Here is a 24,537-nt window from a genome sequence, read left to right as displayed (position 1 = left end):
TTCGTTGACATGTTGACGGGGTTCAATGTGGCGACAAACAACACTAAGTATGCTCAGGAACAGTGGATAATAGGAGACGGTAATACCCCATACTGCCGAACAAAGGAACATTGTGACGGAGTACCGCACTATTACAGAACAAGCTGTGCCCTCTGCGTATCGTACCGCAGACCGTATCACCCTCAATGGTGTTGGGTGCGTTGGGTATCACGGCGTTCTCGATAGTGAGAGGCAAACTGGTCAGCCGTTCTTTGTGGATATTACGATGTTCACCGATTTCTCACGAGCTGTTGCTGACGATGACGTTACGCAGACAGCAAATTATGCTGAAGTCGCTGAAACTATTCGTGATGTGGTGATGGGAGAGCCTGTCGATTTGATTGAGACATTGGCGGAAAAAATTGCGCAAGAAGTGTTAGAACATTTCCCTCTTCTTGCCGTTGAGATAACCGTGCATAAACCGAAAGCTCCTATTGAAGTGACTTTTTCGGATGTATCGGTGACGATTTTCAGGGAGAAAAAATGAGTGTAACTGCCATCCTCGCTCTTGGTTCAAATATGGGAGATAGAGAAGAAACCCTCATTAGGGGGATTGCAGACTTGTGTAGTCATCCGCAGATTTCTGTACAGAACATTTCTCCGGTTGCTGTGACTGCTGCAGTGGGCGGGCCTGACGGACAGCCTGATTTTTTGAATCTAGTGATTCAGATTGAGACGGATTTACGTCCTTTTGAATTGTTGGAGTATACGCAGAGCGTAGAAACGAAACATCATCGTACACGCGAGGTTCATTGGGGTCCTCGTACTCTAGATATCGACATTATCGAATACGGCAATATTCAGATGACTCAGACCGATTTGACGATTCCTCACCCTCGAGCTGCTGAGCGTGCATTTGTTCTAGAACCGTGGCTTCGTATGGACCCTTCTGCCGAGCTACAAGGTGTGCCGGTTGCTGAGTTGGCGCAAAAAGCTGAAGATCGTGATGGTATCCGCGAAATTCGTGAAGCACCGGTGGTTTGTGCATGACGTCTTTACGTCTGAGAGTATTACTCAGTGTTTTTCTTGGTGCTTTTATGGTTGGCGCCTTAGCTAATACGCTGAGCGTGCGTTGGGGTGGCGCAGAGCTGATGCTTTCACCTTCGAGTCTTCTCGTTTCAGTGATAATTTGTGCCCCCTTGATGTGGTTGGGTGTTCAGGTATCACGTTTTCGTCAGCGAGACCGGCGGGTTGATGCTGGGCGAATGAACCCTCTTTTGGCAGCTCGTACTGTTGTGCTGGCTCAATCTAGCGCCTATACGGGTGTGATGATTGCTGGCTGGCATAGCGCATTGCTTTCGTACCAGTTGTATATGTTCACTCTTCGTGCCGCATGGCCTCCGCTGGTAACGTCGATTGTTGATGTTCTTGCCGGTGCGCTTTTATGTGGTGTCGGTGTTTGGGTGGAGCATCTGTGTAAAATACCACCTTCTGATTCTGACGATCATGCCCCTAAAGACGAGCACATTCTTGAGCGTGATAGCCGTGGATATGCACGTCAGGATGATATTTAATAACTATTTTGAAGGTTGAGATGCAGGTTACTTTTCGATAGTGTGTAGTTAAAATTATGGGCACTAGAAAATGAGGTACCATCTCATGACTCAACAGAACTCAACAATAGGAGATATTGAGCAGCGGCCGTGGATACGAGTATCACCCTCCTATGTGAAGATTGTCCTTATCAATAGGGCCATCTTCCTGCTGGTCATCATGAGTGTCGCAGGTCTTGTCTGGATGTTTCGTGAAGACGAGTTCTTCTCCTCGGGCCTCAAACTTCCTATTATTCTGGGAGTCCTAGGCGTTCTCTTCCTCGGACAACTGACATACCTTCTGCTGGCGCCTCGCTACGTCAAATCTATTGGGTATCACCTTGATGAACGCCATCTCGTTATCACCCGAGGAATCTTGATGCGAAAAGTCATCTCTGTTCCTTATGGGCGTTTGCAATACGTAGACGTTACCTCTGGTCTCGTGTCAGGAATCTTTAAACTCGCTTCTCTAGAGCTTCATACAGCTTCTGTTGGAACAGAGGCAAAAATCCCGGGGCTTCCTCAACCTGAAGCTGAAAAAATACGAGAGATTCTGACTCAAGACGGCGTAGAACAGATGGTGAAGTAACGATGAGCGAAACACCACAAGAACATAATTTTTCTCTTGGGCATGAGGATGCCAAGAACAACACACATGATGAACCTCAAAATAGCGAACAAGTACCAGATGAAGAACTTCATTGGAAACGTGCCCACCCGCTGAGCCCTCTTGCCTCAAGCTGGTTTATTCTTGCGTGGATCGTATGGATTACCGGTAAAGAACTCTTCGAATCGGGGTTTTTAGAGTCAGATACTTCTTTGCTTGAGTCTCTACGAGACTTTTTAACGTTCATTACTTCAACCCCTAAAATTTTTGTTCCGGCACTGTTATCTGTGGTTATTTATTATGGGGTAACGTATCTTGGCTGGTTCTTTACATGCTTTGCTGTTGGAGAAAAATTCTTTCACCTTAAAACGGGGGTTCTCGTTAAAAAGAACCGTAAAGCAAATATCAACAAAATTCAGTCCATCGATATTACGTCCCCATTCCTCGCTCGTCTTTTTGGTCTATCAGAAATGACAGTTGACGTAGCGGACGGAGACGGTAGTGCTCTTTCGATTAAATTCCTCAAACACCAACATGCTCAACAATTACGTTCGACTTTGCTCCAAAGAATAACGGACGTTAAGCAGTCTCAGCATGCTGCGCCCACACGAGAAGAATCAGAAGACGTACCTACCGTAATGCTCTCGGAAGAAGAGAAACTGCAACAATTTTTACAGCAGGAGAATCTCCCAACGCCTACGGCAGTTGAGGATTCTTCAGAACAAGAGCTTCTAAGAGTTCCGCCCAAGCGTCTTGTCGCGTCATTATTGTTGGACGTGAAAGTGCTATTCCAGCTTTTGCTTTTTCTCATTTTCATAGTGGTTACTTTGCGAGAAGTGGGTGTAGGCTTCTTCTCAAGTATTACGTCCATCATCATTTTGTTTGGTTTTGCGAGCTCTCTATTTAACACTTTTGCCCGCCGCTATAATTTCCGTATTGCAGATACTCCTGAAGGTCTTAAAATTCGTTATGGACTATTCGATACCGTGACCCAGAGCGTACCCGTATCAAGAATCCAAGGGCTACAGATTAATCAGAGCGTTCTCTGGCGATCTTTGAACTGGTACAAAGTCGTAATCAACGTCGCCGGCTACGGCATCAAAGACATGATGAACGATAAAAAAATTACGGAAGAATTAGTTGTTCTTGCAACAGGTGAAGAACTCGAAAAAATCTTAGACATGGTTCTCCCCGTCCATGAGGAACGGGTAACAGGCCGATGGCTTCTCTACGCTCATGGAACTCGAGGTACTGAGGCTGGTTTTCGTCCTCGTGTAGCAAAACTCCGGTGGCTACGTCCACTATCGTACCGCCGTGCAGGGTTTACCCTCACCGATAAATATTTCATCCTTCGTGACGGTGTCTTGTACTACAAGCTTTCCATCATCCCCTACCAGTTTATCCAATCTGTTGATGTGCGCTCTTCACCTTTAGAACGACATTACGGGGCACGCACAGTTAACATTTGGACTATTGTGGGCCCTATTTCCGCCACAAATAAGAACATTCATGCCGAAGATGCCCAAAGAATTGTGCAAACTCATCGTGACGTCTACCGATAAGTGTGCATAAGGGCAGAATCTAAGGAAACAACTAGGGTAAGCTGTTACCCGTGAGTTTTACACAACCAGCCCGCATGAAAATTGGTGTGATATCTGCCGGTAAGGTAGGTGCCGTCCTCGGTGCCGCCCTACGGGCCGCTCAACATACCATCGTCGGGGTACACGCCATCTCAGAGGCTTCTCGCGAACGTGCTGAGATGCTACTACCTGGCGTTCCTCTTCGCAGCATCCCCGATATTGTGCAAGAAGCTGAAGTCGTATTACTTGCTGTACCTGATGATACTATTACTTCCGTTGTTGAAGGAATAGCGCATACTGTCGGTTGGAAAAACGGACAAATCGTTTTTCATACCTCCGGTATGCACGGCATTTCGGTTCTTGAACCAGCTGCCGCACAAGGTGCAATTTGTTTAGCAATTCACCCGGCCATGACCTTCACTGGGTTATCTCTGGACCTAGCGCGTTTACAAGATACTTGTTGCGCCGTAACTGGGCCGGCACCATTTCTACCTATTGCTCAGGCACTAAGCGTTGAGATGGGTGCTGAACCGGTAACTATTGCAGAAACAGACCGTGGACTGTACCACGCGGCATTGGCACATGTGGCAAACCACCTTGTGACCATTACTGGACAATCACTACAAATTCTCGAATCTATTGGGGTTCCCCAACCTGCACACTATTTACGTCCGCTCCTTCAAGCAGCGTTAGATAACGTGTTATCTTCTGGCGAAAATACGCTCACAGGACCAGTAGCTCGAGCCGATATCCAGACGGTACACACACACGCACAAGAACTTAGCCAGTATGCACAAGAAGAGAACTCTGAAGATATCTCAATAGCGTACATAGCGTTAGCTCAAGCCACCGCGCAGAGAGCTCACGCGCGAGGCGCATTGAGTGATGAACAGCTTGAACGCGTCCTAGACGCCTTACAACGCTAACGTTTTAGTGCACATGATGAAAGGATCTTTCACCCCGTGACGAGTAGTCCAATAATTATTCGTTCTGTTGATGAACTTCGCCAAAGCGTCAGTTCAGCACTTGAACGAGCCCAAGAACAAGCTCACCAGCAGGCAACAGAAGAACAACCCGCAACACCCGTAACATTGGGTTATGTGGCAACCATGGGCGCATTACATGAAGGACACGCCACGCTCATCCGTCGCGCTCGCGAACAAAATGATGTTGTTGTGGTCTCAGTCTTTGTCAATCCTTTACAGTTTGGCCCTGGTGAAGACTACGAGAAATATCCACGCACCCTTGAATCAGATGTTCAAGTTGCTCAAGAAGCTGGTGCCGATATTGTTTTTGCCCCAGATAACGACCAAATGTATCCTTCTGGCACCCCTTTGATTACGGTGTCTTCAGGGAAGCTCGGAAATCTTTTTGAAGGTAAGACACGTCCTGGGCATTTTGATGGTGCTTTGACGGTTGTCAATAAGTTCTTTAACATTCTTAAATCTGGTGCTCGTCATCATGTTGTCAACGCATATTTTGGTCGTAAAGACGCACAACAGGTGTCGTTGATTCAGCGTATGGTTCAGGATTTTAACCACGATATTGTGATTAAGCCGGTGCCTATTGTGCGTGCTGATGACGGTTTAGCTCTTTCTTCTCGCAATCAATATTTGAGTGCTGAAGATCGTGAGCGTGCGCTGGTGTTATCGCGTACATTAGCGATGCTTCGAGAACAGCAGATTACTCGTGGGCTCACTGAAGATGATATTAGCGCTGCTCGCGAACGCATTGACGCTGTTGAAGGTGTGCGCTTAGATTATCTTGAAGTAATTGATTCAGAAACCTTTGAGCCTCCGGCAGCTGATTCATCAAAGGTCTTGGCTCTCGTGGCAGCCTATGTGGGGCAGACTCGTCTCATTGACAACATGGAATTAAACTAATTTTTCCGCTATATATTCAAAGACGTTAGGTTTTTTACGTGACTAATCATCAGAAGGGCGTTTCTTCAGAAATGCCAGTTATTGCAGATATGTCTGAACAGATGCAGATTCGTTTGGGCAAACGTGCAGATATCCTTGCTTCAGGACGTGAAGCATACCCCGTGGGTGTGCCTGTAACGACCACTATTGAGGCTATCCGCGAAAAATACGACGGTGTGCTTAACGCTGAGGATACTACCGGCGATATTGTGGGTATTGCTGGGCGTGTCGTGTTTGTGCGTAATACCGGTAAGCTGTGCTTTGCAAGTTTACAGCAGGGTAACGGTACTCGTATTCAAGCGATGATTTCTCTTGCCGGTGTAGGCGAAGAAGCCCTTGCTGATTGGAAGGCTTTAGTTGATCTTGGCGATCATGTTTTTGTTCATGGTGAAGTGATTTCTTCTCGTCGCGGTGAACTTTCTGTGATGGCTGATTCTTGGCAGATGGCTTCTAAGGCGTTACGCCCTATGCCCACGTTGCATAAGGAACTGAATGATGAGACTCGTGTCCGTCAGCGTTACCTCGATTTGATGGTTCGTGATGAGGCTCGTGAGCTTGTGATTAAGCGTGCAAAAATTACTCAAACTATTCGTGATGTTCTAAACGGGCACGGCTATATTGAGGTTGAGACTCCTATCTTGCAGCTGATTCATGGTGGTGCTGCGGCGCGTCCGTTTGGTACACACCTGAACGCGTTTGACCAAGATATGACGTTGCGTATCGCTACCGAGCTTTTCTTAAAACGTGCGCAGGTTGGCGGTATTGAGCGCGTATATGAGATCGGGCGCGTTTTCCGTAATGAGGGTGTCGATTCTACTCACAGCCCAGAGTTCACAACGTTAGAATGCTACGAAGCGTATGCTGATCAGTTTGTGATGGCTGAGCGTATGCGTGAGATTATTTTGGCTTGTGCTGAGGCTGTAGGCATTTACCAGATTGAAACTGATAAAGGCACTATTGACTTAAGCGGTGAATGGAAGTGGGTTGCAGTCTATCCTGGTCTGTCTGAGGCTGTTGGGGTAGAGGTTACTCCGGAGACTCCCGCTCAGGTACTTCGCGATATTGCTCAGAAGCACGATATCTCCGTAGACCCTCAGTGGGATGCTGAAAAACTTGTGGTGGAGCTCTTTGGTGAAATTGTTGAACCGACGTTGCTCAATCCTACTTTTGTGTATGATTATCCGCCGTCGGCTCAGCCCTTGGCTCGTCCTCACCGTGATAAGCCGGGTCTGATTGAGGCTTGGGACTTGATTATTGGTGGCATGGAACGTGGCACTGCTTTCTCGGAGCTTATTGATCCGGTGATTCAGCGTGAGCGTTTGACGGAGCAATCTCTTCTTGCTGCTGGTGGAGATGATGAAGCGATGCAGTTAGATGAAGATTTCTTGCGTGCTCTTGAGTATGGTGCTCCTCCAATGGGCGGTATTGGTCTTGGTGTGGATCGTCTGATCATGCTCTTTACGAATGTTGGTATTCGAGACACTATTTTGTTCCCGTTGATGAAGCCAGAAGCTGATTAAATTTGTGTGAAAGCGTTGCCTGCAGGAGTTCCTGTGGGCAACGTTTTTGTATAAGCACGTTATTCTAGAGAAAAGTTTTCATGAGGAAATGAGTTCGGTGATGGATTATCTTATTGCGATTATGCCTTCTTTAGGGGCGGGTATTGTTCTCTTTTTTATTTTGCGTTGGATTACTCGTGCTGATAGGACGGAGCGAGCTACTGCACGTGGGATTGAAGAAGACGCAAAGCAGTGGTATGAGAATGTGAAGAGTTCAAAGGGTACTCGTGATCCTTTTGGTTCAGAGCAGTCAAAAGATACTGAGGTTAAATAAAAATAGTGTTTTTTCACTATTTATTTTTACCTTATTCGTATTTATTGCTATTCTTCTAAGGGATATATAGTATATAAATATATATGGATTCTGTTTCTTAGAATGAGAAGAATAATTCTTTCTTTGTTCTAAGTGGTGTCCTTTGCTACGGTTTAGATAACTCAGGAGAAACGTAATGGCTCAAAAGGTAAAGATTATTCTTGAAGATGACCTCGACGGCGGTCCCGCAGAAGAGACTGTGCGTTTTGGTCTTGATGGTGGCCAGTACGAAATTGACTTGTCTAGCGCAAATGCTGCTCGTTTGCGTGATGCTGTGCGTCCTTTTGCTGCAAAGGCGCGTCGTGTGCAAGGTTCGCGCACTCCTGGTCGTCCTGCGGGTTCACGTTCTGTTTCTGCGCCCAAGCGTAATCCTGAAACTGCTGCTATCCGTCAATGGGCTAAAGATAACGGTTATGAGGTTTCTGACCGTGGTCGTATCCATCAGGATATTCAGGATAAATATTATGCCCAGCAGAAGACTAAGGGTGATTTCTAAGAACCTGCTATCTTTTATCTGATTTTAAAGAGTTTGGGGCTTTCCGTGTGGAAAGCCCCAAACTCTTTAAGGCGTTTATATATTTCTTGAGAAATGTATAAAGTTCTTCTTTACTATATTCTTAGTCCACACTTTAGGGGATATGTATCTATTGATATATCAGCATATTTCCCAGTGCTGTATTTTATAAGCTTTCTTATCTTAATAGTTTTTAAAGAAACTAAATTCTTCTGAATGTTGTCAACGCCATTCATTTTCTTTTTTAACAAAAATAGTAAGTCTGCCCATAAATAACTTACCAACACCGAACGTGGTAAGTGAACACCTCAAACAGGGTCTAAAGACTCCTAAGAGGGGGCGTTTAACTACTTATCTTTTCACCGCATGCGAACAGCCCCCAGAAAGAACAAAAATACGCGTAATGTTTTGCATAACGTAAGATTTTGTGAGGAGTGTTCAATGTTTGAACGATTTACCGACCGTGCTCGGCGCGTAGTGGTTCTAGCGCAAGAAGAAGCGCGCATGCTAAACCACAACTATATCGGCACCGAACACATCCTATTGGGTCTCATCCACGAGGGTGAAGGTATCGCCGCTCGTGCACTAGAATCCTTAGGAGTAAACCTCTCGAGTGTTCGAGAGCAAGTTCAAGACATCATCGGCCCCGGTGCTCAAGCACCATCAGGCCATATTCCTTTTACCCCGCGGGCAAAGAAAGTTCTAGAACTTTCGATGCGTGAAGCTATCCAACTCAACCACGGCTATATCGGCACCGAACATATTCTCTTAGGGCTCGTACGCGCCGATGAGGGTGTTGCAAATCAGGTTCTCACCAAGCTCGGTGTAGACGGTGCTAAAGTTCGTCAAACCGTCACCGACTTGATCGCAGGATACTCCGGAAACAACGAAGGCAAAGAAACTGCCGGTGTTGGTGCTGGAAACTCCAAAGAAGGCGCGCCTGCTGGTTCTGCCATCCTCGACCAATTCGGACGCAATCTCACTGCCGCAGCCCGCGAAGGCAAAATGGATCCGGTCATCGGCAGACACCGCGAGATGGAACGCGTCATGCAGATTCTCTCGCGCCGCACCAAGAACAACCCCGTGCTCATCGGTGAACCAGGCGTTGGTAAAACTGCCGTCGTCGAAGGGCTCGCTCAAGCAATTGTGCACGGAGACGTTCCCGAAACACTCAAAGATAAGCACCTCTACTCACTCGACCTCGGCTCACTCGTCGCTGGCTCACGCTATCGCGGAGACTTCGAAGAACGGCTTAAAAAAGTTCTCAAAGAAATTCGCACCCGTGGCGACATCATCCTCTTCATCGACGAAATCCACACCCTCGTTGGTGCTGGTGCAGCAGAAGGCGCCATCGACGCAGCCTCAATCCTTAAGCCCATGCTTGCTCGCGGCGAACTGCAAACTATCGGCGCAACCACCTTGGATGAGTACCGTAAACACATCGAAAAAGATGCGGCCTTAGAACGTCGCTTCCAACCTATTCAGGTCGATGAACCTTCACAAGCTCTGGCTATTGAAATTCTCAAAGGTGTGCGCGACAAGTATGAAGCGTACCACCGCGTGACCATCTCAGATGAAGCCATCGAATCAGCGGTAAATCTGTCTGCACGGTACATCTCTGACCGTTTCCTCCCCGATAAGGCAGTAGACCTCATCGACGAAGCGGGCGCACGTCTACGTATCAAACGCATGACAGCACCACCTGAAATCAAAGATCTCGAAGAACGTATCGCCCAGCTTAAAACAGAAAAAGAAGCTGCTATTGCTGCTTCTGAATTTGAAGAGGCAGCAGAAATTCGCGACCGCGAACAACAACTCATCGAGAAAAAAGATGAGGCAGAGAAGAAGTGGCGCGAAGGCGGAGACGAATTCGGTGAAGTCACTCCTGACGTGATTTCTGAAGTTCTTGCCTACGCAACGGGTGTTCCGGTCTACAAAATCACCGAAGAAGAGACCAGCCGTCTACTCACCATGGAAGATGAACTCCACAAACGAGTTGTCGGACAAAAGAACGCTATTAAAGCTCTTTCTCGTTCTATTCGTCGAACTCGTGCTGGACTCAAAGACCCCAACCGTCCTGGTGGCTCTTTCATTTTTGCTGGACCTACCGGCGTTGGTAAAACCGAGCTTGCTAAAGCGCTTGCTGAGTTCCTCTTTGGTGATGAATCTGCCCTCATTACCTTGGACATGTCAGAGTACCAAGAGAAGCACACCGTTTCTCGTCTCTTCGGCGCACCTCCCGGATATGTGGGCTTTGAAGAAGGCGGACAGCTCACCGAGAAAGTACGACGCAAACCCTTCTCCGTCGTACTCTTTGACGAGGTAGAAAAAGCTCACGCCGACCTCTTCAACTCACTTCTACAAATCCTTGAAGATGGACGTCTCACCGACTCTCAAGGACGTGTCGTCGACTTCAAAAACACCGTCATCATCATGACCACTAACCTTGGTTCTCGTGATATGGCACGTAAAGTACCTGTCGGTTTCCAAAGCGTTGGAGACGTTGAAGGTGACTACGAGCGGATGCAAGCACGCGTGATGGAAAGCCTCAAAGAGCATTTCCGTCCAGAATTCTTGAACCGTGTTGATGATATCGTCGTCTTCCCGCAGCTTTCTGAGACTGAAATCTTGCAGATTGTGGACCTGTTCACTGGTCGTTTAGCTCAGCGTCTTGCGGAGCAGGATATGAGCATTGAACTCACAAACTCTGCCAAGATTCTGATGGCAACAAAGGGATATGATCCTGCGATGGGTGCACGCCCACTCCGCCGTGAAATGCAACGAAACATTGAAGATGTTCTATCCGAAAAGATTCTTTTTGGAGAGATCAAACCGGGAGAAAAAATCACGGTCGATACGGTGGGCGAAGGAGACCTCGCAAAATTTGTGTTCTCTTCCGTCACGATGAGCGAATTATCTGAGGACTCAGTAGACTTCTCCGCCCACGAGGCAGAAGAAGAAGCTGAAGAAATCGTTGAGCACGCTCAAAGCTCCGAAACAGAAGAGTAAAGGCATTCTTGGGAGCACCTCAACTCTCAAGAAACTTATAGAGGTCGTCAATGACTAGTAAACCTCCCTCCCCCCCCCCGTGTGGGGGAGGGAGGTTTTTAGTTCCCGCCCTTGCATCTATTTTCGGCTATGCGCTCACGCAACGACTCGCATCGGTTTAGTTCCCGTCCCCTGAACATTCCAGTAGAGAAAACACCTCACTCTTTAAAGGCTCAAACCCGATGAAGTTCTTTGAGCTAACCCGTCATGAACTAGCGTAGATAAACACCGCTCTTTCTGCTCAAAAGGACTATTGAGCTGATGTAAATGCGTTAGCTCCTCAGAAATATCTGGGCGATGATTTACCGTATGAGCGTCGAAAAACATTTCTGGTGGCACAGGTGTGAGAGCCTGACGCAAAACCGCCATAATAGCACCTCGAAGCTGACGGTCTGTGCCGTGCCAAGACTGCCCTTTAGGGGTGTAATCTGCTGGAGGTTTTCCTTCACGAACCCACGCACAATGCTCCTGTACCGGACATGCCTGACATTGTGGGGTACGTGCAGTGCAGATAAGAGCACCAAGCTCCATTGTTGCCGCATTCCATTGGACAGAATCTTCTAAAGACTCTGGCATGAGTGACTGCGCTAATCGAGTTTGTGCTGCTGTAAGAGATTTACCCGGTAAGGCTTTCGCCAAAATAAGTCTGCTATGAACTCGTCGAATATTAGTGTCGATAACTGTTGCTCTGCCACCAAAGGCAAAAACACTAATAGCAGCAGCTGTATATGAGCCAACACCGGGTAGCGCCACTAACTCCTCATAACTTTGAGGGACGATACCAGAATGTTTTTCAACAATCGTCTTTGCTGCCTCATGAAGACGAAGAGCACGCCGAGGATACCCAAGTCGTCCCCATGCCCTAAGAATAGTTGCAGAATCTTCTGCTGCAAGAGAAGCCGGCGTACTCCACCGTTCAAGCCAATATTCCCAGACCGGTAACACACGTTTGACGGGGGTTTGTTGGAGCATGAACTCACTGACCATCACCTCCCACCCCGTGCGTGTAGGGGCACGCCACGGAAGGTCTCTTTGGTTCTTCTCAAACCACGAAATAACGTTTTGGTGGATGACGGCGAGTTCTTGTGCCGATGGTGATGAATGAAAATGCTCAGAAGCCACAAGAACACCATAAAGGATTTAACATATCCATAGCCAATAGGGGCAGAAAACTAGCACAATACACGCTATTCTAGATATATGTCTCAAAATGGTTTCGAAGATCCACACGGCGACGAGCCTACACAGCAGGTGTACATCCGACGTCGTATTTTTGCACTCTTAGCACTTCTTCTCGTGCTGATCCTTCTTATCTGGGGTTTTGTGTCTATTGTGAGAGCGCTCAGCGGCTCATCTAAGAACACAGACGCTTCTGCTTCACAAGCAACAGCGTCCAGCTCTTCAGCTGCTCCTTTTAGCGATTTTACAGACCGAGCTTCAGCGTCTGCCCACGCCGACAATAAAGACGGCGACAAAGATAATAAAGATAAAGACGAAGCAGATAATTCTGCTTCTGCGCAGGCTTCAGATAATGCTCAAGAGCAGAAAAAAGAAGACGATGCACAAGCTAGCGTATCTGCAGAAGCCGCAGAGACTGCTGCAGCTGAACCAACTCAGGAACAGCGCACTGAAGATGCAACTGCATCCGAGACTGCTAATGCTGAACCTACCGAAGAGCAAAGCCCTGCCGTAGTATCAGCTTGCTCCGCAGCAGACATGGCTGTTTCCTTAACCGTTGATAAGAATTCTTACGGTGCCGGTCAGTTCCCTGCTATGGCAGTTACTTACACCAACACAGCCGGAACTCCTTGTGCTGTTGGAGGTAATGCCGGAACCGTCGATGTCAACATCATCTCTGGTCCAGCTCAGGTATACAACTACGCACAGTGCAACGCTGCTGCAGCTGACCCAGCAGAAATCGCTGCTGGTGCAACCGATACTAAGGTGATTACTTGGGACCGTTCCCTAAACGTCCTCGGTTGTGGCACTAAACGCACCATTCAGCCTGGACACTACTGGGCTACTGCAAGCGTAAACGGCGTACATTCCAAGCCTGTTCGTATCATCGTCACCGGCTAGTACCATAAACTTAACGTTGAGCGCCGACAGTGTTTTCTACACTGTCGGCGCTCAACCTTTAACGCTGAAAAATAATACGCCGTATTTTTATCTGAACTGTTCAAGCAAAGATGCCTCTGCCATCCGTGAAAGAGACTCACGAATCACACGAGCACGCTGCTCACCGATACCATCAACAGCACGCAAATCATCGAGACTAGCAGACATCAACCCCTGCAAACCATCAAATTGTTCAACAATACGAGACGCAACTGCCCCTGGCATAGACTTAATACCCGATAACAGACGATACCCACGCGGATACAACGGCACATCTAAATTCTGTCCATCTAAACCGATAGCGTCTGCAATCATCGAAAAATCAACAAGTTCTCTATCATCAAGAGAATATAAACCGCTAAGAGCCACATCGACCTGTTCACTATGAGGGGTGCCTTCTGCCGGCAAATAATCACGAAGAATCACTCGAGCATCGGGAGTATCTGGACGGGTCAACTCCTCTAATTGCAACGCAATGAGACGACCACTAACCCCAAGCTCCAACACATAAAACCCTACTTCAGTGCAAATACGACGAACCATCTCCATCCGTTGCAAAGTAGCCGCAACATCACGAACCGTAACACTCGACTCAATCTCAAAAGAAGACAACGACTGAAGAACTTGCTCTAAACGCTTCGTATAAGACTCCAACGTCTGAATCGCTTGATTAGCTCGGCTCATTAACACCTGAGAATCTTCCACCGTATAACGGATACCATCCACATATACCGAAATAAGAGACATGGACGCGCTCACCGAAATCACTGGAAAACCCGTCTGCACCGCAACACGCTCAGCAGTACGATGACGCGTACCAGACTCCTGCGTCGGAATACTAGGGTCAGGTAAAAGTTGAACACCAGCATGAATGAGCTGCGTCGCCTCACGGTCACAAATAATGGCGCCGTCCATCTTTGCAAGCTCTCGAATCCGAGTTGCAGAGAACTCTGTATGAATCGCAAAACCACCAGAAGATATTTGAGATACCGTCTTATCATTGCCGAGCACAATGAGAGCGCCGGTTCGACCACGAAGGATTCTCTCTAACCCTTCACGCAACTCGGTGCCAGGAGCAATACGAGCAATAGTTTTAAGAAGACGTTCACTGTAGACAGACTGCACAAAACCATCTTATGCCAGTAACAACATAAACCTTAAATTAGGAGGTTTTAGAGGACTTCTCAGCAGGGAACAACAACGTTAAAGCCTCATTCAAAGAAATAACCTCACGAACGCTCACACCAGCAGGAACCTCACCCACACCCGCAGGAGAAGCCGGCACAATAACATGAGTAAAACCTAGGCGCGCAACTTCAGCAATACGCTGACGAATACCAGGAACAGGGCGAACCTCACCAGCAAGCCCGACCTCCCCAAAAACAGCAAGCTTACGCGGCAGAGGCTGATCTTGCGCAGCCGATGCTAACGCCATCACCGCCGCTAAATCAGATGCTGGCTCAGCAATTTTTGCGCCACCAACGGTCGAAATATAACAATCTAAAGAACCCACATGAAACCCTGCACGCTTCTGAAGCACAGCCAAAAGCATGGCAATACGAGAATGATCAAGACCAGAAGTTGTCCGTCTTGGCTGGGCAGTAGAAGACTGATCTAATAGCGCCTGAATTTCCGCTAACAAGGGGCGACGCCCCTCCATCGTTACCGTAACGCACGTACCAGATACAGGGTGCGCTGTCCTCGACACAAAAAGCCCCGACGGATCAGTTACAGGCGCAATCCCGTCCTCATGCATATCAAAACAACCCACCTCATCGGTTGGGCCAAAACGATTTTTAACAGCACGCAAAAGACGAATCTGCGAATGTTTATCACCTTCACACTGGCACACGACATCAACTAAATGCTCTAAAAGACGTGGGCCAGCTATCGTGCCCTCTTTCGTCACATGACCCACAAGAAGAGTGCACATATTTCGAGACTTTGCTGCAGCAATCAACGAAGCAGCAACCTCACGCACCTGAGTCACACCACCGGCACTTCCCTCTACTTGAGTAGAAGCAAGAGTCTGCACCGAATCAACAATCAAGAGCGCCGGATTCACCTGCTCAACATGAGCCAAAGCTACACTCAAATCCGTCTCAGCGGTCAAAAACAGCGTATCTGCCACCGCACCAATACGATCAGCACGCAATTTCACCTGAGCCGCTGACTCCTCACCGGTAATATACAACACCCGATGCGACGCATCAGCACCTGTACCACGAGCAAAACGAGCCGCAATATCAAGTAACAACGTGGACTTACCGACACCTGGCTCACCAGCCATCAAAATGACCGCGCCCGGGACAAGACCACCACCAAGCACCCGATCAAACTCAGGATTACTCGTCGGCATATACTGAGCAACCGTAGAATCAACCGACCCAATAGGACGAGCCGGCTGAGCTACCGCAGAAGCAGGAGCAGTCTTAGCAACAGCAGCACCATGAATTTCTTCTACCGTTCCCCATAGCTGACACTGACCACAACGCCCCACCCACTTAGCGGTCGTCCAACCACACTCAGCACAACGATACGTATTCGCAGAACGAGAAGACTTACGAGCACTCATTAACGACCCTCCACACTAAAACTCAAGATACAGCCTACCAACATGGCACTACTGATCCCCTCTGAGCTGAGAACGCAACACAATATTCAACGTACGAGTATCATCAGGGCACAAACCACGACCACCAGTAGAAGAATCCTCAGACTGCTCAAGAGCCTGATCTAAAAGTTCACGCTGCTTTTGCGGATCTTGAGGAATTGCCGGAATCTGCTGAGTACGTGGCGCATGCTCCGTCATCGAAACTGTCAACGGCACCAAACACTGAACCGCCTCATCATGAGACTTCCCCGTAGCCTCCAACAAATCAACCACAAGAGGGCGAACCATCAACACCAAAGACTCCGCCTCCAACGTACGAACACCCATCAGCACAGGGTCAAGCTGCTGAGCAATACGCACTAAATGACGTTCCGTCTGAGCTTTAAGATCCGAACGAATATGGTCCTCACGATGAGAAACCGCCTCACCTAACAAGGTCACCGCAACACTCAACTTAGAAAGCACCGTCGTCAAAGAAATAATGGCACTTTCAGAGAGCTGCACATGAGCCAACGTAGAAGCCATACGCCGGTTCAACACACGAGTATTACGAATCGCCAAATCAACAGCATTCAACGTAGAAGCTAACTCCAACAACTCACTTCGATGGCTACGGCCCAACCACGATAACTGAGCCATACCCTTAGCCGTTACCACCTCGCCATCTGCTGTCGCATACAGCGGCTGTAAATTACGGGCACTGGCCAACGCCATCCACGCAGCCTTAGAATCATAGGCCTCCATCGCAGCAGCAGATTCCTTGAGCACATCACTATAAGCTGCCAATAACTTCTGAGAATTCCAACGAGGAGACACCCGAGGATCCTTCGGGAAAAGGAACATCATCAAAAACGCAAAAGCACCACCCACGATAGCGTCAAGACTCCTCAAAAAAGGACCCTCAACCGTGGGCGTCATCAAAACTACCAGACAGGACTGCAAACCCATCTGAATCGTAAAAATAATGCCATCGTCAAGAAAACGTGCCACCAAAATAGAAATCAGAAGAATTACTGCAGCCTGCCAAATGCCACGACCCAGAAGCAACATCAACGCATCACCAATAATGACACCCAACGTCACACCAATAGTTACTTCTAACATCCTCCGCGCATGAGTAGCACCACGCACATACCCCAACGAAACAATAGCCGCCGTAGCAGCAAAAATTGGTTCACTATGCCCAAGAACATGCTGAGCAAAAATATATGCACCGATACCAGAAGCAACAATCTGAAGAGACTGAAAAAAGCCCTCACGAACCCTTCTCATGCCAGTCATAAACCAGTCACAAAAACTCTGTACAAGACGCGACCACGCGTGTGAAACTTCCATGCTCTCTAGTGTAGGCGCTCAACACAAAGAACAAGAAAATAGCACAGAGTTAAGGAACCGTTCACGTAAGCGTTTATTATGAGCAACTTTCCACTCCTAGAGTTGCACCTGTATGGGACAACTACCGACACCCCATTCAACGGTCTACCCATACACCTGAGATAGAGAATATCTCAGATTTTCTTCACATACGGAAAAGGACAATTCGTGAAAGCAAAAGCTCTTGCAAGCGCAGGCTCCCTAGCCCTTATCGGACTATTCGCTCTTTCTGCTTGCGGATCTGATAATGCAGTCAAAACAACCACCAACGACTCATCCTCCGATACCCAAAGCAACATCAGTGGAACCCTCACCGGTATCGGCGCATCCTCACAGCAGGCAGCAATTACCGCATGGGAAAGTGGCTTCGCAACAGAACACAGCGGCGCAAACGTACAATACTCTCCTGACGGCTCCGGTGCAGGACGCAAAGCATTCCTTGCAGGAGCAGCAAACTTCGCCGGCTCTGACGCCCATCTGTCCAAAGAAGAATACGAAGCATCCAAAGCTGTCTGCGGTGCAGACGGCGGCATCGACATCCCCGTATACATCTCACCTATCGCTATCGCCTTCAACGTACCCGGCGTCAAAGAACTCAAACTCGACGGCGAAACCATCGCAAAAATCTTCAAAGGCGACATCACCAAATGGAACGATACTGCCATCGCTTCCCAAAATAACGGTGTCGAACTTCCTGACACCACCATCACCGTCGTCCACCGCTCTGACGACTCAGGCACCACCAAAAACTTCACCGAATACCTCGAAGCTGCCTCAAACGGTGCATGGGGCAAAGAAGCTGACGGTAACTGGCCTTCCGAATATGCCGGTGAAGCAAATAAAGGCACCTCCGGTGTCGTCTCCACCACCGTAGCAACAGAAGGCGCCATCACCTACGCCGACGCATCAGCCATCGGAAGCCTCGGAACAGTATCCGTCAAAACCGGTGAAGATTACGTCAAACTCTCCCCAGAATCTGCCGCTAAAACGGTAGAAATCTCTGAACGAGTTGGCTCCATGAACGAACACGACATGTCCATCGACATCAACCGTACACCCAACGAAAGCGGCGCATACCCCATCGTGCTCGTCTCATACCACATTGTCTGCTCCACCTATAAAGACCAGAACACCGTAGACCTCGTCAAAGCATACGAAAGCTACGTCGTATCTGAAAAAGGACAGCAAGACGCTGCTAACGCCGCATCTTCAGCGCCGCTCACACCAGTACTACGCGAAGAAGCACAAAAAGCAGTCGATTCCATCACCGTCGCGAAATAAATATCAGCAACGAACGCAGAACCGAGATAGAGCGCATTCATGACTACCCAAATACGGTCCACACTTCCAGGGCCAACAGAATCACACTATTCTGAAAAGCCAGACAACGAGACAAACCGTCCTCAAGGTTCACGCCCCACCAACGGCGCAACACTCAACCCGTTCTCACAGGCAACACATGCAGGTAGCCCAGCCACCGACAAGATTTTCTCCGGAATTTCACTCGGTGCAGGAATCCTCATTCTCGCTGTTCTTGCGTCCGTTGCTATATTCCTCATCATCCAAGCAGCCCCAGTTTTCTCTGCCCCAGCAGCAGAACTCACCGAAGGCAGCTTCTGGTCTTATATCTACCCGCTAGCAGTTGGAACGCTTATTGCCTCCGCCATAGCGCTACTTCTGGCAACACCCATGGGAATCGGTATCGCCCTCTACATCTCCCACTACGCACCAAAGAAAATTGCGAAACCGGTCAGCTACCTTATCGACCTGCTCACCGCAATCCCCTCCGTCATCTTTGGTGCATGGGGAGCTATGGTGCTCGCACCACAAGTCGTACCCATCTACGACTGGCTCGGAACACACATGGGATGGTTACCCATCTTCGCAGGGAACACCTCACAAACAGGTAAAACCATCCTCACCGCAGGAGTCGTCCTCGGTATCATGATTCTGCCCATCATCACCTCCATGTGCCGTGAACTTTTCATCCAAACCCCCAAACTGCAACAAGAAGCAGCGCTAGGGTTAGGCGCAACACGCTGGGAAATGATTCGTATGACGGTCCTTCCCTTTGCACGAACCGGAATTATCTCCTCCGTCATGCTGGCACTAGGACGCGCACTCGGCGAAACCATGGCCGTCACCCTCGTACTCTCTGGAGGGCCACTCACCGCCTCCATTATCTCCTCCGGAAACCAAACCTTCGCCTCAGAAATTGCGTTGAACTTCCCTGAAGCTTATGGCTTACGCATGTCAGAACTCATTGCTGCCGGTTTGGTGCTCTTCGTCATCACCCTCATCGTCAATATCGCAGCACGACTTATCGTCAGCCGCTACCGCAAGAAGGCATAACTCATGAGTATCGCATTATCATCATCTGACTATTTTGGAGTTCGACGAGCACCACGTTGGATGCCTCTCGCAGTAGCTGCCCTAGCGGTAACCTTCGGAGCGGCGCTCGCTTCGGTTGTTGGGTTTTCGTGGGTTAGCTGGGGTCTCTTTTCCGCAGTAACTTTCATCATTGCTGCTCCGATAGTGACGGGAATGGTTGAAGGGCGACGCCGTGGAGTGGATTCTTTAGCACGGTTCCTAGTTCTTGGAGCTTTTATCGGTGCTCTTATCCCACTGACCTCGGTGATTTGGGTTGTTCTTTCTAAAGGTCTGCCTCACTTATCGGTTGATTTGTTGAGCACCTCGATGAAGGGCGTAACAGGTGTTCACGATAACGCTGCATTAAGCGGTGAAGGCGCCGTCCTCGGCGGTATCTACCATGCGGTAGTAGGAACATTAGAGATTACTCTCCTTGCAACAGTGATGTCGGTTCCTGTCGGTCTGCTCACTGCCATCTATCTTGTGGAATACGCCAAAGGTGGTGTCCTTGCGAAAGCAATTACTTTCTTCGTCGATGTGATGACTGGTATCCCATCAATTGTGGCTGGTCTTTTTGCGGCATCATTCTTCGCCTTCGCAACAGCTAACCCCTCTGAAAGAACAGGTTTTGTTGCGGCTGTAGCCTTATCAGTTCTGATGGTTCCTACCGTGGTCCGTAACGCAGAAGAGATGCTCCGTATTGTTCCTAACGAATTACGTGAAGCTGCATATGCGCTAGGCGTTCGTAAATGGCGCACCATTATGAAAGTTGTTATTCCCACTGCCATTTCTGGTATCGCCTCTGGTGTGACTCTTGCAATTGCGCGCGTCATTGGTGAGACTGCCCCGATTCTTGTAACTGCAGGGTTTGTCACCTCCATCAACTGGAATGCTTTTGGTGGGTGGATGGCAACATTGCCAACATACATCTACTACCAGTTGATGACACCAACTAGCCCAACCGCTGCTGCCGTTTCTGAAGGTCGAGCGTGGTCAGCTGCTCTTGTACTTATCGTCATTGTCATGGTGTTGAACCTAGCTGCTCGACTGGTGGCAAAGGTTTTTGCCCCGAAGACAAGCCGCTCATAATACTTTTTCTCTCCCACTCGCAATAGTTAAGGAAACTCTTTTGTCTCAGCGAATCGATGTTGAAAACCTCAACGTATACTACGGTGATTTTCTTGCTGTAGAAGATGTCAATATGACGATTGAACCGCGTTCGGTCACTGCTTTTATTGGGCCTTCTGGTTGCGGTAAGTCAACGTTCTTACGTACGTTGAACCGTATGCACGAAGTTATTGCCGGCGCTCGCGTTACCGGAAGTATTCGCCTTGATGGGCATGATCTGTATGGTAAGGGAGTTGATCCTGTAGCAGTTCGTGCGAAGATTGGTATGGTTTTCCAGCGTCCTAATCCGTTCCCGACGATGTCTATCCGCGAGAACGTTCTTGCTGGGGTGAAGCTCAATAATCGTAAGATTTCTAAGAGTGATGCGGATGAGCTAGTAGAGACTTCTTTGAAAGGTGCAAACTTGTGGAATGAAGTCAAAGATCGTCTTGATAAGCCAGGCGGTGATCTTTCTGGCGGCCAGCAGCAACGTTTATGCATTGCTCGTTCTATCGCCGTCAAACCTGAAGTTATTTTGATGGACGAACCTTGTTCTGCGTTAGACCCTATCTCTACTTTGGCGGTAGAAGATTTGATTAATGAACTGAAAGAAGACTATACCGTGGTGATTGTGACCCACAATATGCACCAAGCCTCACGTATTTCAGATAAGACCGCATTCTTCAATATTGCTGGCACTGGTAAGCCTGGAAAACTGATTGAGTACGGTGATACTCGAGAGATCTTTAGCCGACCGAAAGAGCAGGCAACGGAAGATTATATTCTTGGCCGTTTCGGATAAGACCGAAGTTCTGCGGGTAGAAGATGAGGGGTGTAACGCGTGTATGCGTTACACCCCTCATCGTATATGTGATGCAGTACGAGTGTGCATGAATAATTCATGAAAAGATTCTGAGGCTATTTGAGAGCTGGGGAGAGTAGCAGAAAGAATAATGAGGCGATACAGAACGCCGCTGGTACTGTTGCCACCCACGTCAAAATAACCTTGAGCGCGATAGGAAGACGTACAGAAGAGAACCTTTGATTGATGCCTGCGCCGAGCACGGAGGCGGAGGCAAAATGAGATGAAGATACGGGTGTGTGCAGAAAAGCTTGAGATAAGAAGAGAGCTATTGCTGTTGTTCCCTGTGCAACTGCACCACGGAATGGGTCGATTTGAACCATTTTATGTGCAAAGGTGTGCCCGATACGCCATCCGCCCACGAGGGTTCCTGCTGCGAGGGTTAGCGCGAAGAAGAGAATGGCCACGATAACCCATAACGGGGTGAGCGATATATCTGCGCATAGACACATTAATAAGAAGAACAATAATGCTCGTTGTCCTACTTGAATCCCGTGTATGAGAGAAATAGCTGAGTTTGACATGGACATTGCGTGGCGTGAGACCTTATGGACTGCGCGCGGATATGCCTTAGACGTCAGACGCGATAGAGGGAAAACTGTTGCCCACGAGAGGAAAAATACTAAGGCGGGGAGCACCAGAAACGGAACAAGAATGAAGCTTTTAAAAGACTCTGTGAGCGGGTTAACGGTCGCAATATTTGATTCATTCGCCGCCCAGACTGCGCCAATGAGTCCGCCAAAAAGAGCGTGGGTGGATGAGGAGGGCATCCTAAGCCAAAAGGTGATGAGGCCCCATACTATTTGAGCGAAGAAAGCTGTGAGGAGGATGGCTAAACCTACATTGTTAAGCGGTACCTTCACCCATTGTGAGTGATGGTTTGTGAGGATGGCTGTACCAGCGAGGACTCCTAAGAAGTTAAGGCAGGCGCCGACAAGTAACGCTATTCTTGGTGTGAGTGCGCGGGTTCGTACGGGGACGGCGGCGGCGTTGGGTGCATCATGGAATCCCGTGACGAAAAGATAGCCGGTGAGTCCTAAAAATGCGAGGATAAACAGGATGATGCTCACTATTTATGATTCCTGTACCACGATGCGACCAATTTGTGCGGAGACTGCTCTCATGGAATCAGATACAGCTTTGAGTTCTGTAATGAATTGGAAGTGCTTCATATAATGTTGGCTGTTATTTTGGTCGACAAGTTCGGCACTGTAGATTTCTGCTGTGCGTGTTGCTTGGCGTGAGATGCGTAGCATGTCAATCCAGTATTCGTCGAGTCCTTTGAGGTCTTCGAGTTTTGGGATAACAGCTGTTGTTAGGACGGCTTCTCGTTGGATGAGGTCGAGCATCGTGGTCAGATGTGAGGGGAATCTTTCAATACGGTGTAGTGAAAGTACATGTGCGGCACTGGTGAGGCGTTCTACCGCTGTCATCAGGTGGTTTGCTAGCGTGTAGAGGTCTTCTCGAGGTAGGGGAGCAGCGAAAGAGCTGCGTACGAGTGTCATAGTGGTAAAGAATAGGTCTTGTGCTTGTGCTTCTTGTGTGAACATCTCATCGAGGATATTAGAGGTGTCAGCTTGTTCTATAGAGCCCACGAGCTCTGAGAGCATATCTGCTGAGTTGATGACTTTTCGTGAGAGTTCTGCCAGAGATTTTAGAGAAGAGTTTTCAGAGAGGAATAAGTAGTCAAACACGGCTTTCCTTCGGGTGGTTCCCCGCAAACTTATGATGTGTGTAGTGGTGATGCAGGCAGATGAGCCGTTCTGGGGAAGTGTTTTAGGCGATGTCAGGCTGGGAGCGCCTCTCGGCGGAAGGCCGCTCGTAGCGGCTATATTTTTGGAGCCCGGGGCTACCTATTAGCAGCCTGACATCTATATCTAGTTTCTTCTCTTTTCATGAGGATGTCAAACGGTCGGTTACTCATGGTGCCGTATGTGAAGACAGCTGTTCGAAGTGTTTATTCGAGTGTTCCTGCACGCCATAAACGTGCTGCTTGTTCGAGTTCTTGGGAGATTGTGAGGAGTTGTTGAGTTTTGGCGTGTAGTTGTTCTGCTCTTCTGCGTGCTTCTGTCTGTACTTCTGCGCTGGGGCGTAGCTGATATTGCAGTGTTGTCTGATGTGGGGGAGTCGGTGAGTTCTTTCCCGAGACGATGGTGTGCGCGGTAGCTCGTTGTCCTGTTGCGATAACAGCGCAGAATGCGGCGAAACGTTCTAAGGCTATGTCGAAATCTCCGGTGTAGGCTCCTGTGAGAATGGTGTTGGTGGTTTCTGCGACTTCTTGTTCGGTGGGTGGGTCCGCTACACCTGCGATGAGGGAGGAACGCCAATTTTGTTCCATTCCGCGAGCATAGTAGTGCGCGATTTGTGTTGTATATGTGTGGACGGTGTCTCTAATGAGGTAGATTCTCCAGAGTGCGCCAGGTAAAGAGAGAGCAGGCGCTTGTGACCACATTTCGGCGAGTGTTTCTAAGCCGAAGGTGTCGGTGAAGTGGACAAGTTTTTGGGTAATGTTTGGGTCGGTATTTTTTCTTCCTTGTTGTAATAGTGCATGCGCTGAGAAGTGTGCTGCCTGTGCGGTTGTTTGAGGGTCTGAACCACCAGGGTAACGGTCGAAGACCTCAGTGGAGAATGTGACGGGGCGGTGGTGTGTTCTGCTGGGTCGAGGGTTTTGGGGCATAGGGATATTCTAGGTTTTTTAGTGTTGAGGGTGAGAGGGTTTAAATGTGCTCCTTATCGCGTTAAAAATATTCTCTGTGGAGTTTTTACTTTTTCGATAATTGCTGTATAGTAGTACCTGCTGAGTTCGTTTGAGCTTGGTGGAGCGCCTTTAGCTCAGTTGGTAGAGCATCGGACTTTTAATCCGTGGGTCGTGGGTTCGAGCCCCACAGGGCGCACCGCAAAAACCCCGTTCTGGTATATATTCCAGAGCGGGGTTTTCGTTTATGTTCACGCAATGTTCACAATGATAGAGCCTAAGG

23 protein-coding genes and 1 tRNA gene are annotated in these 24,537 nt (G+C 48.6%); 17 read left to right on the top strand and 7 right to left on the bottom strand.

Annotated features, from left to right (window positions below):
- Positions 1 to 112 precede the first annotated feature (112 nt).
- The 11 genes from folB (at position 113) to ACN081_RS00960 (ending at position 11,075) form a co-directional block, all read left to right on the top strand.
- On the top strand, positions 113 to 526 hold the full coding sequence (gene folB, locus ACN081_RS01010) for a dihydroneopterin aldolase (protein ID WP_419103149.1): 414 nt from the start codon (positions 113 to 115) through the stop codon (positions 524 to 526).
- Positions 523 to 1,029 carry a 2-amino-4-hydroxy-6-hydroxymethyldihydropteridine diphosphokinase gene (folK, locus tag ACN081_RS01005; protein ID WP_419106668.1) on the top strand — a complete coding sequence of 169 codons (507 nt, stop codon included), beginning with the start codon at positions 523 to 525 and terminating at the stop codon, positions 1,027 to 1,029. The genes folB and folK overlap by 4 nt, the downstream gene beginning before the upstream one ends.
- Entirely contained in the window at positions 1,026 to 1,553 is a 528-nt protein-coding gene (locus ACN081_RS01000) for a DUF3180 domain-containing protein (RefSeq protein WP_419106667.1), read from the top strand. Before folK ends, ACN081_RS01000 begins: the two co-directional genes overlap by 4 nt.
- Before the next feature lie 85 nt (positions 1,554 to 1,638).
- Positions 1,639 to 2,160, top strand: a complete 522-nt coding sequence (locus ACN081_RS00995) for a PH domain-containing protein (RefSeq protein WP_419103146.1) — start codon at positions 1,639 to 1,641, stop codon at positions 2,158 to 2,160.
- A 2-nt stretch (positions 2,161 to 2,162) separates the two neighbouring features.
- Positions 2,163 to 3,740: a PH domain-containing protein gene (locus tag ACN081_RS00990; protein ID WP_419106666.1), complete on the top strand. Its 1,578-nt coding sequence runs from the start codon at positions 2,163 to 2,165 to the stop codon at positions 3,738 to 3,740.
- 50 nt (positions 3,741 to 3,790) lie between these two features.
- Positions 3,791 to 4,684, top strand: a complete 894-nt coding sequence (locus ACN081_RS00985; protein ID WP_419106665.1) for a Rossmann-like and DUF2520 domain-containing protein — start codon at positions 3,791 to 3,793, stop codon at positions 4,682 to 4,684.
- A gap of 36 nt (positions 4,685 to 4,720) precedes the next feature.
- On the top strand, positions 4,721 to 5,641 hold the full coding sequence (panC, locus tag ACN081_RS00980; protein ID WP_419103143.1) for a pantoate--beta-alanine ligase: 921 nt from the start codon (positions 4,721 to 4,723) through the stop codon (positions 5,639 to 5,641).
- A gap of 71 nt (positions 5,642 to 5,712) precedes the next feature.
- Complete coding sequence (gene lysS, locus ACN081_RS00975; RefSeq protein ID WP_419106779.1) at positions 5,713 to 7,200, top strand: lysine--tRNA ligase; 1,488 nt, start codon at positions 5,713 to 5,715, stop codon at positions 7,198 to 7,200.
- Between the two features lie 100 nt (positions 7,201 to 7,300).
- Entirely contained in the window at positions 7,301 to 7,513 is a 213-nt protein-coding gene (locus tag ACN081_RS00970; protein ID WP_419103219.1) for a hypothetical protein, read from the top strand.
- Between the two features lie 175 nt (positions 7,514 to 7,688).
- Positions 7,689 to 8,048 (top strand): histone-like nucleoid-structuring protein Lsr2, encoded by a 360-nt coding sequence (locus ACN081_RS00965; RefSeq protein WP_419103142.1) that lies wholly within the window; start codon positions 7,689 to 7,691, stop codon positions 8,046 to 8,048.
- 459 nt (positions 8,049 to 8,507) lie between these two features.
- The gene (locus ACN081_RS00960) at positions 8,508 to 11,075 is read left to right on the top strand and encodes an ATP-dependent Clp protease ATP-binding subunit (protein WP_419103141.1); all 2,568 of its coding nucleotides are present in this window, start codon (positions 8,508 to 8,510) and stop codon (positions 11,073 to 11,075) included.
- Positions 11,076 to 11,279: 204 nt separating this feature from the next.
- Here the strand turns inward: ACN081_RS00960 and ACN081_RS00955 are convergent, their stop codons facing one another.
- Positions 11,280 to 12,236, bottom strand: a complete 957-nt coding sequence (locus ACN081_RS00955) for an A/G-specific adenine glycosylase (RefSeq protein WP_419106664.1) — start codon at positions 12,234 to 12,236, stop codon at positions 11,280 to 11,282.
- Between the two features lie 78 nt (positions 12,237 to 12,314).
- Here ACN081_RS00955 and ACN081_RS00950 point away from each other — a divergent pair, with 78 nt between their 5' ends.
- On the top strand, positions 12,315 to 13,193 hold the full coding sequence (locus ACN081_RS00950) for a hypothetical protein (protein ID WP_419106663.1): 879 nt from the start codon (positions 12,315 to 12,317) through the stop codon (positions 13,191 to 13,193).
- Positions 13,194 to 13,280: 87 nt separating this feature from the next.
- Here ACN081_RS00950 and disA read toward each other — a convergent pair whose 3' ends face one another.
- The 3 genes from disA to ACN081_RS00935 are packed head-to-tail and all read right to left on the bottom strand — an operon-like array spanning position 13,281 to position 17,181.
- The gene (disA, locus tag ACN081_RS00945) at positions 13,281 to 14,357 is read right to left on the bottom strand and encodes a DNA integrity scanning diadenylate cyclase DisA (protein ID WP_419103138.1); all 1,077 of its coding nucleotides are present in this window, start codon (positions 14,355 to 14,357) and stop codon (positions 13,281 to 13,283) included.
- Positions 14,358 to 14,394: 37 nt separating this feature from the next.
- Entirely contained in the window at positions 14,395 to 15,807 is a 1,413-nt protein-coding gene (gene radA, locus ACN081_RS00940) for a DNA repair protein RadA (RefSeq protein WP_419106662.1), read from the bottom strand.
- A gap of 48 nt (positions 15,808 to 15,855) precedes the next feature.
- The gene (locus tag ACN081_RS00935) at positions 15,856 to 17,181 is read right to left on the bottom strand and encodes an FUSC family protein (RefSeq protein ID WP_419106661.1); all 1,326 of its coding nucleotides are present in this window, start codon (positions 17,179 to 17,181) and stop codon (positions 15,856 to 15,858) included.
- Positions 17,182 to 17,388: 207 nt separating this feature from the next.
- Between ACN081_RS00935 and pstS the strand changes: the two genes are divergently transcribed.
- From pstS to pstB, 4 genes are read left to right on the top strand one after another with little or no spacing between them, the layout of a single operon-like run.
- Positions 17,389 to 18,501, top strand: coding sequence for a phosphate ABC transporter substrate-binding protein PstS (pstS, locus tag ACN081_RS00930; RefSeq protein WP_419106660.1), 1,113 nt, complete (start codon positions 17,389 to 17,391; stop codon positions 18,499 to 18,501).
- A 39-nt stretch (positions 18,502 to 18,540) separates the two neighbouring features.
- On the top strand, positions 18,541 to 19,572 hold the full coding sequence (pstC, locus tag ACN081_RS00925) for a phosphate ABC transporter permease subunit PstC (protein ID WP_419103134.1): 1,032 nt from the start codon (positions 18,541 to 18,543) through the stop codon (positions 19,570 to 19,572).
- A gap of 3 nt (positions 19,573 to 19,575) precedes the next feature.
- Positions 19,576 to 20,679: a phosphate ABC transporter permease PstA gene (gene pstA, locus ACN081_RS00920; protein WP_419106659.1), complete on the top strand. Its 1,104-nt coding sequence runs from the start codon at positions 19,576 to 19,578 to the stop codon at positions 20,677 to 20,679.
- A 40-nt stretch (positions 20,680 to 20,719) separates the two neighbouring features.
- Entirely contained in the window at positions 20,720 to 21,499 is a 780-nt protein-coding gene (gene pstB, locus ACN081_RS00915; protein WP_419103132.1) for a phosphate ABC transporter ATP-binding protein PstB, read from the top strand.
- Between the two features lie 116 nt (positions 21,500 to 21,615).
- Here pstB and ACN081_RS00910 read toward each other — a convergent pair whose 3' ends face one another.
- The 3 genes from ACN081_RS00910 to ACN081_RS00900 form a co-directional block, all read right to left on the bottom strand.
- Positions 21,616 to 22,629 (bottom strand): inorganic phosphate transporter, encoded by a 1,014-nt coding sequence (locus tag ACN081_RS00910; RefSeq protein WP_419103131.1) that lies wholly within the window; start codon positions 22,627 to 22,629, stop codon positions 21,616 to 21,618.
- 3 nt (positions 22,630 to 22,632) lie between these two features.
- On the bottom strand, positions 22,633 to 23,253 hold the full coding sequence (locus ACN081_RS00905) for a DUF47 family protein (protein WP_419103130.1): 621 nt from the start codon (positions 23,251 to 23,253) through the stop codon (positions 22,633 to 22,635).
- Between the two features lie 263 nt (positions 23,254 to 23,516).
- Positions 23,517 to 24,236: a histone acetyltransferase gene (locus ACN081_RS00900; protein ID WP_419106658.1), complete on the bottom strand. Its 720-nt coding sequence runs from the start codon at positions 24,234 to 24,236 to the stop codon at positions 23,517 to 23,519.
- A 144-nt stretch (positions 24,237 to 24,380) separates the two neighbouring features.
- Between ACN081_RS00900 and ACN081_RS00895 the strand changes: the two genes are divergently transcribed.
- Positions 24,381 to 24,453 (top strand) — tRNA-Lys (locus ACN081_RS00895).
- Positions 24,454 to 24,537 lie beyond the last annotated feature (84 nt).

Origin of the sequence: Rothia sp. P13129 (genome assembly GCF_048512865.1) — a bacterium.
Classification (GTDB): Bacteria; Actinomycetota; Actinomycetes; order Actinomycetales; family Micrococcaceae; genus Rothia.
The sequence above is the reverse complement of the archived record's forward strand: the minus strand, read 5'-3'. Positions and strand labels throughout refer to the sequence as shown.

Bases quoted from the DNA above. Each gene is read 5' to 3' on its own strand.
- pstA (WP_419106659.1), top strand. From the start codon at position 19,576: ATGAGTATCGCATTATCATCATCTGACTATTTTGGAGTTCGACGAGCA.
- ACN081_RS00970 (WP_419103219.1), top strand. From the start codon at position 7,301: ATGGATTATCTTATTGCGATTATGCCTTCTTTAGGGGCGGGTATTGTT.
- lysS (WP_419106779.1), top strand. From the start codon at position 5,713: ATGCCAGTTATTGCAGATATGTCTGAACAGATGCAGATTCGTTTGGGC.
- ACN081_RS00900 (WP_419106658.1), bottom strand. From the start codon at position 24,236: ATGCCCCAAAACCCTCGACCCAGCAGAACACACCACCGCCCCGTCACA.
- ACN081_RS00935 (WP_419106661.1), bottom strand. From the start codon at position 17,181: ATGGAAGTTTCACACGCGTGGTCGCGTCTTGTACAGAGTTTTTGTGAC.
- ACN081_RS01000 (WP_419106667.1), top strand. From the start codon at position 1,026: ATGACGTCTTTACGTCTGAGAGTATTACTCAGTGTTTTTCTTGGTGCT.
- ACN081_RS00990 (WP_419106666.1), top strand. From the start codon at position 2,163: ATGAGCGAAACACCACAAGAACATAATTTTTCTCTTGGGCATGAGGAT.
- folK (WP_419106668.1), top strand. From the start codon at position 523: ATGAGTGTAACTGCCATCCTCGCTCTTGGTTCAAATATGGGAGATAGA.
- ACN081_RS00950 (WP_419106663.1), top strand. From the start codon at position 12,315: ATGTCTCAAAATGGTTTCGAAGATCCACACGGCGACGAGCCTACACAG.
- radA (WP_419106662.1), bottom strand. From the start codon at position 15,807: ATGAGTGCTCGTAAGTCTTCTCGTTCTGCGAATACGTATCGTTGTGCT.
- ACN081_RS00995 (WP_419103146.1), top strand. From the start codon at position 1,639: ATGACTCAACAGAACTCAACAATAGGAGATATTGAGCAGCGGCCGTGG.
- pstC (WP_419103134.1), top strand. From the start codon at position 18,541: ATGACTACCCAAATACGGTCCACACTTCCAGGGCCAACAGAATCACAC.
- ACN081_RS00960 (WP_419103141.1), top strand. From the start codon at position 8,508: ATGTTTGAACGATTTACCGACCGTGCTCGGCGCGTAGTGGTTCTAGCG.
- ACN081_RS00965 (WP_419103142.1), top strand. From the start codon at position 7,689: ATGGCTCAAAAGGTAAAGATTATTCTTGAAGATGACCTCGACGGCGGT.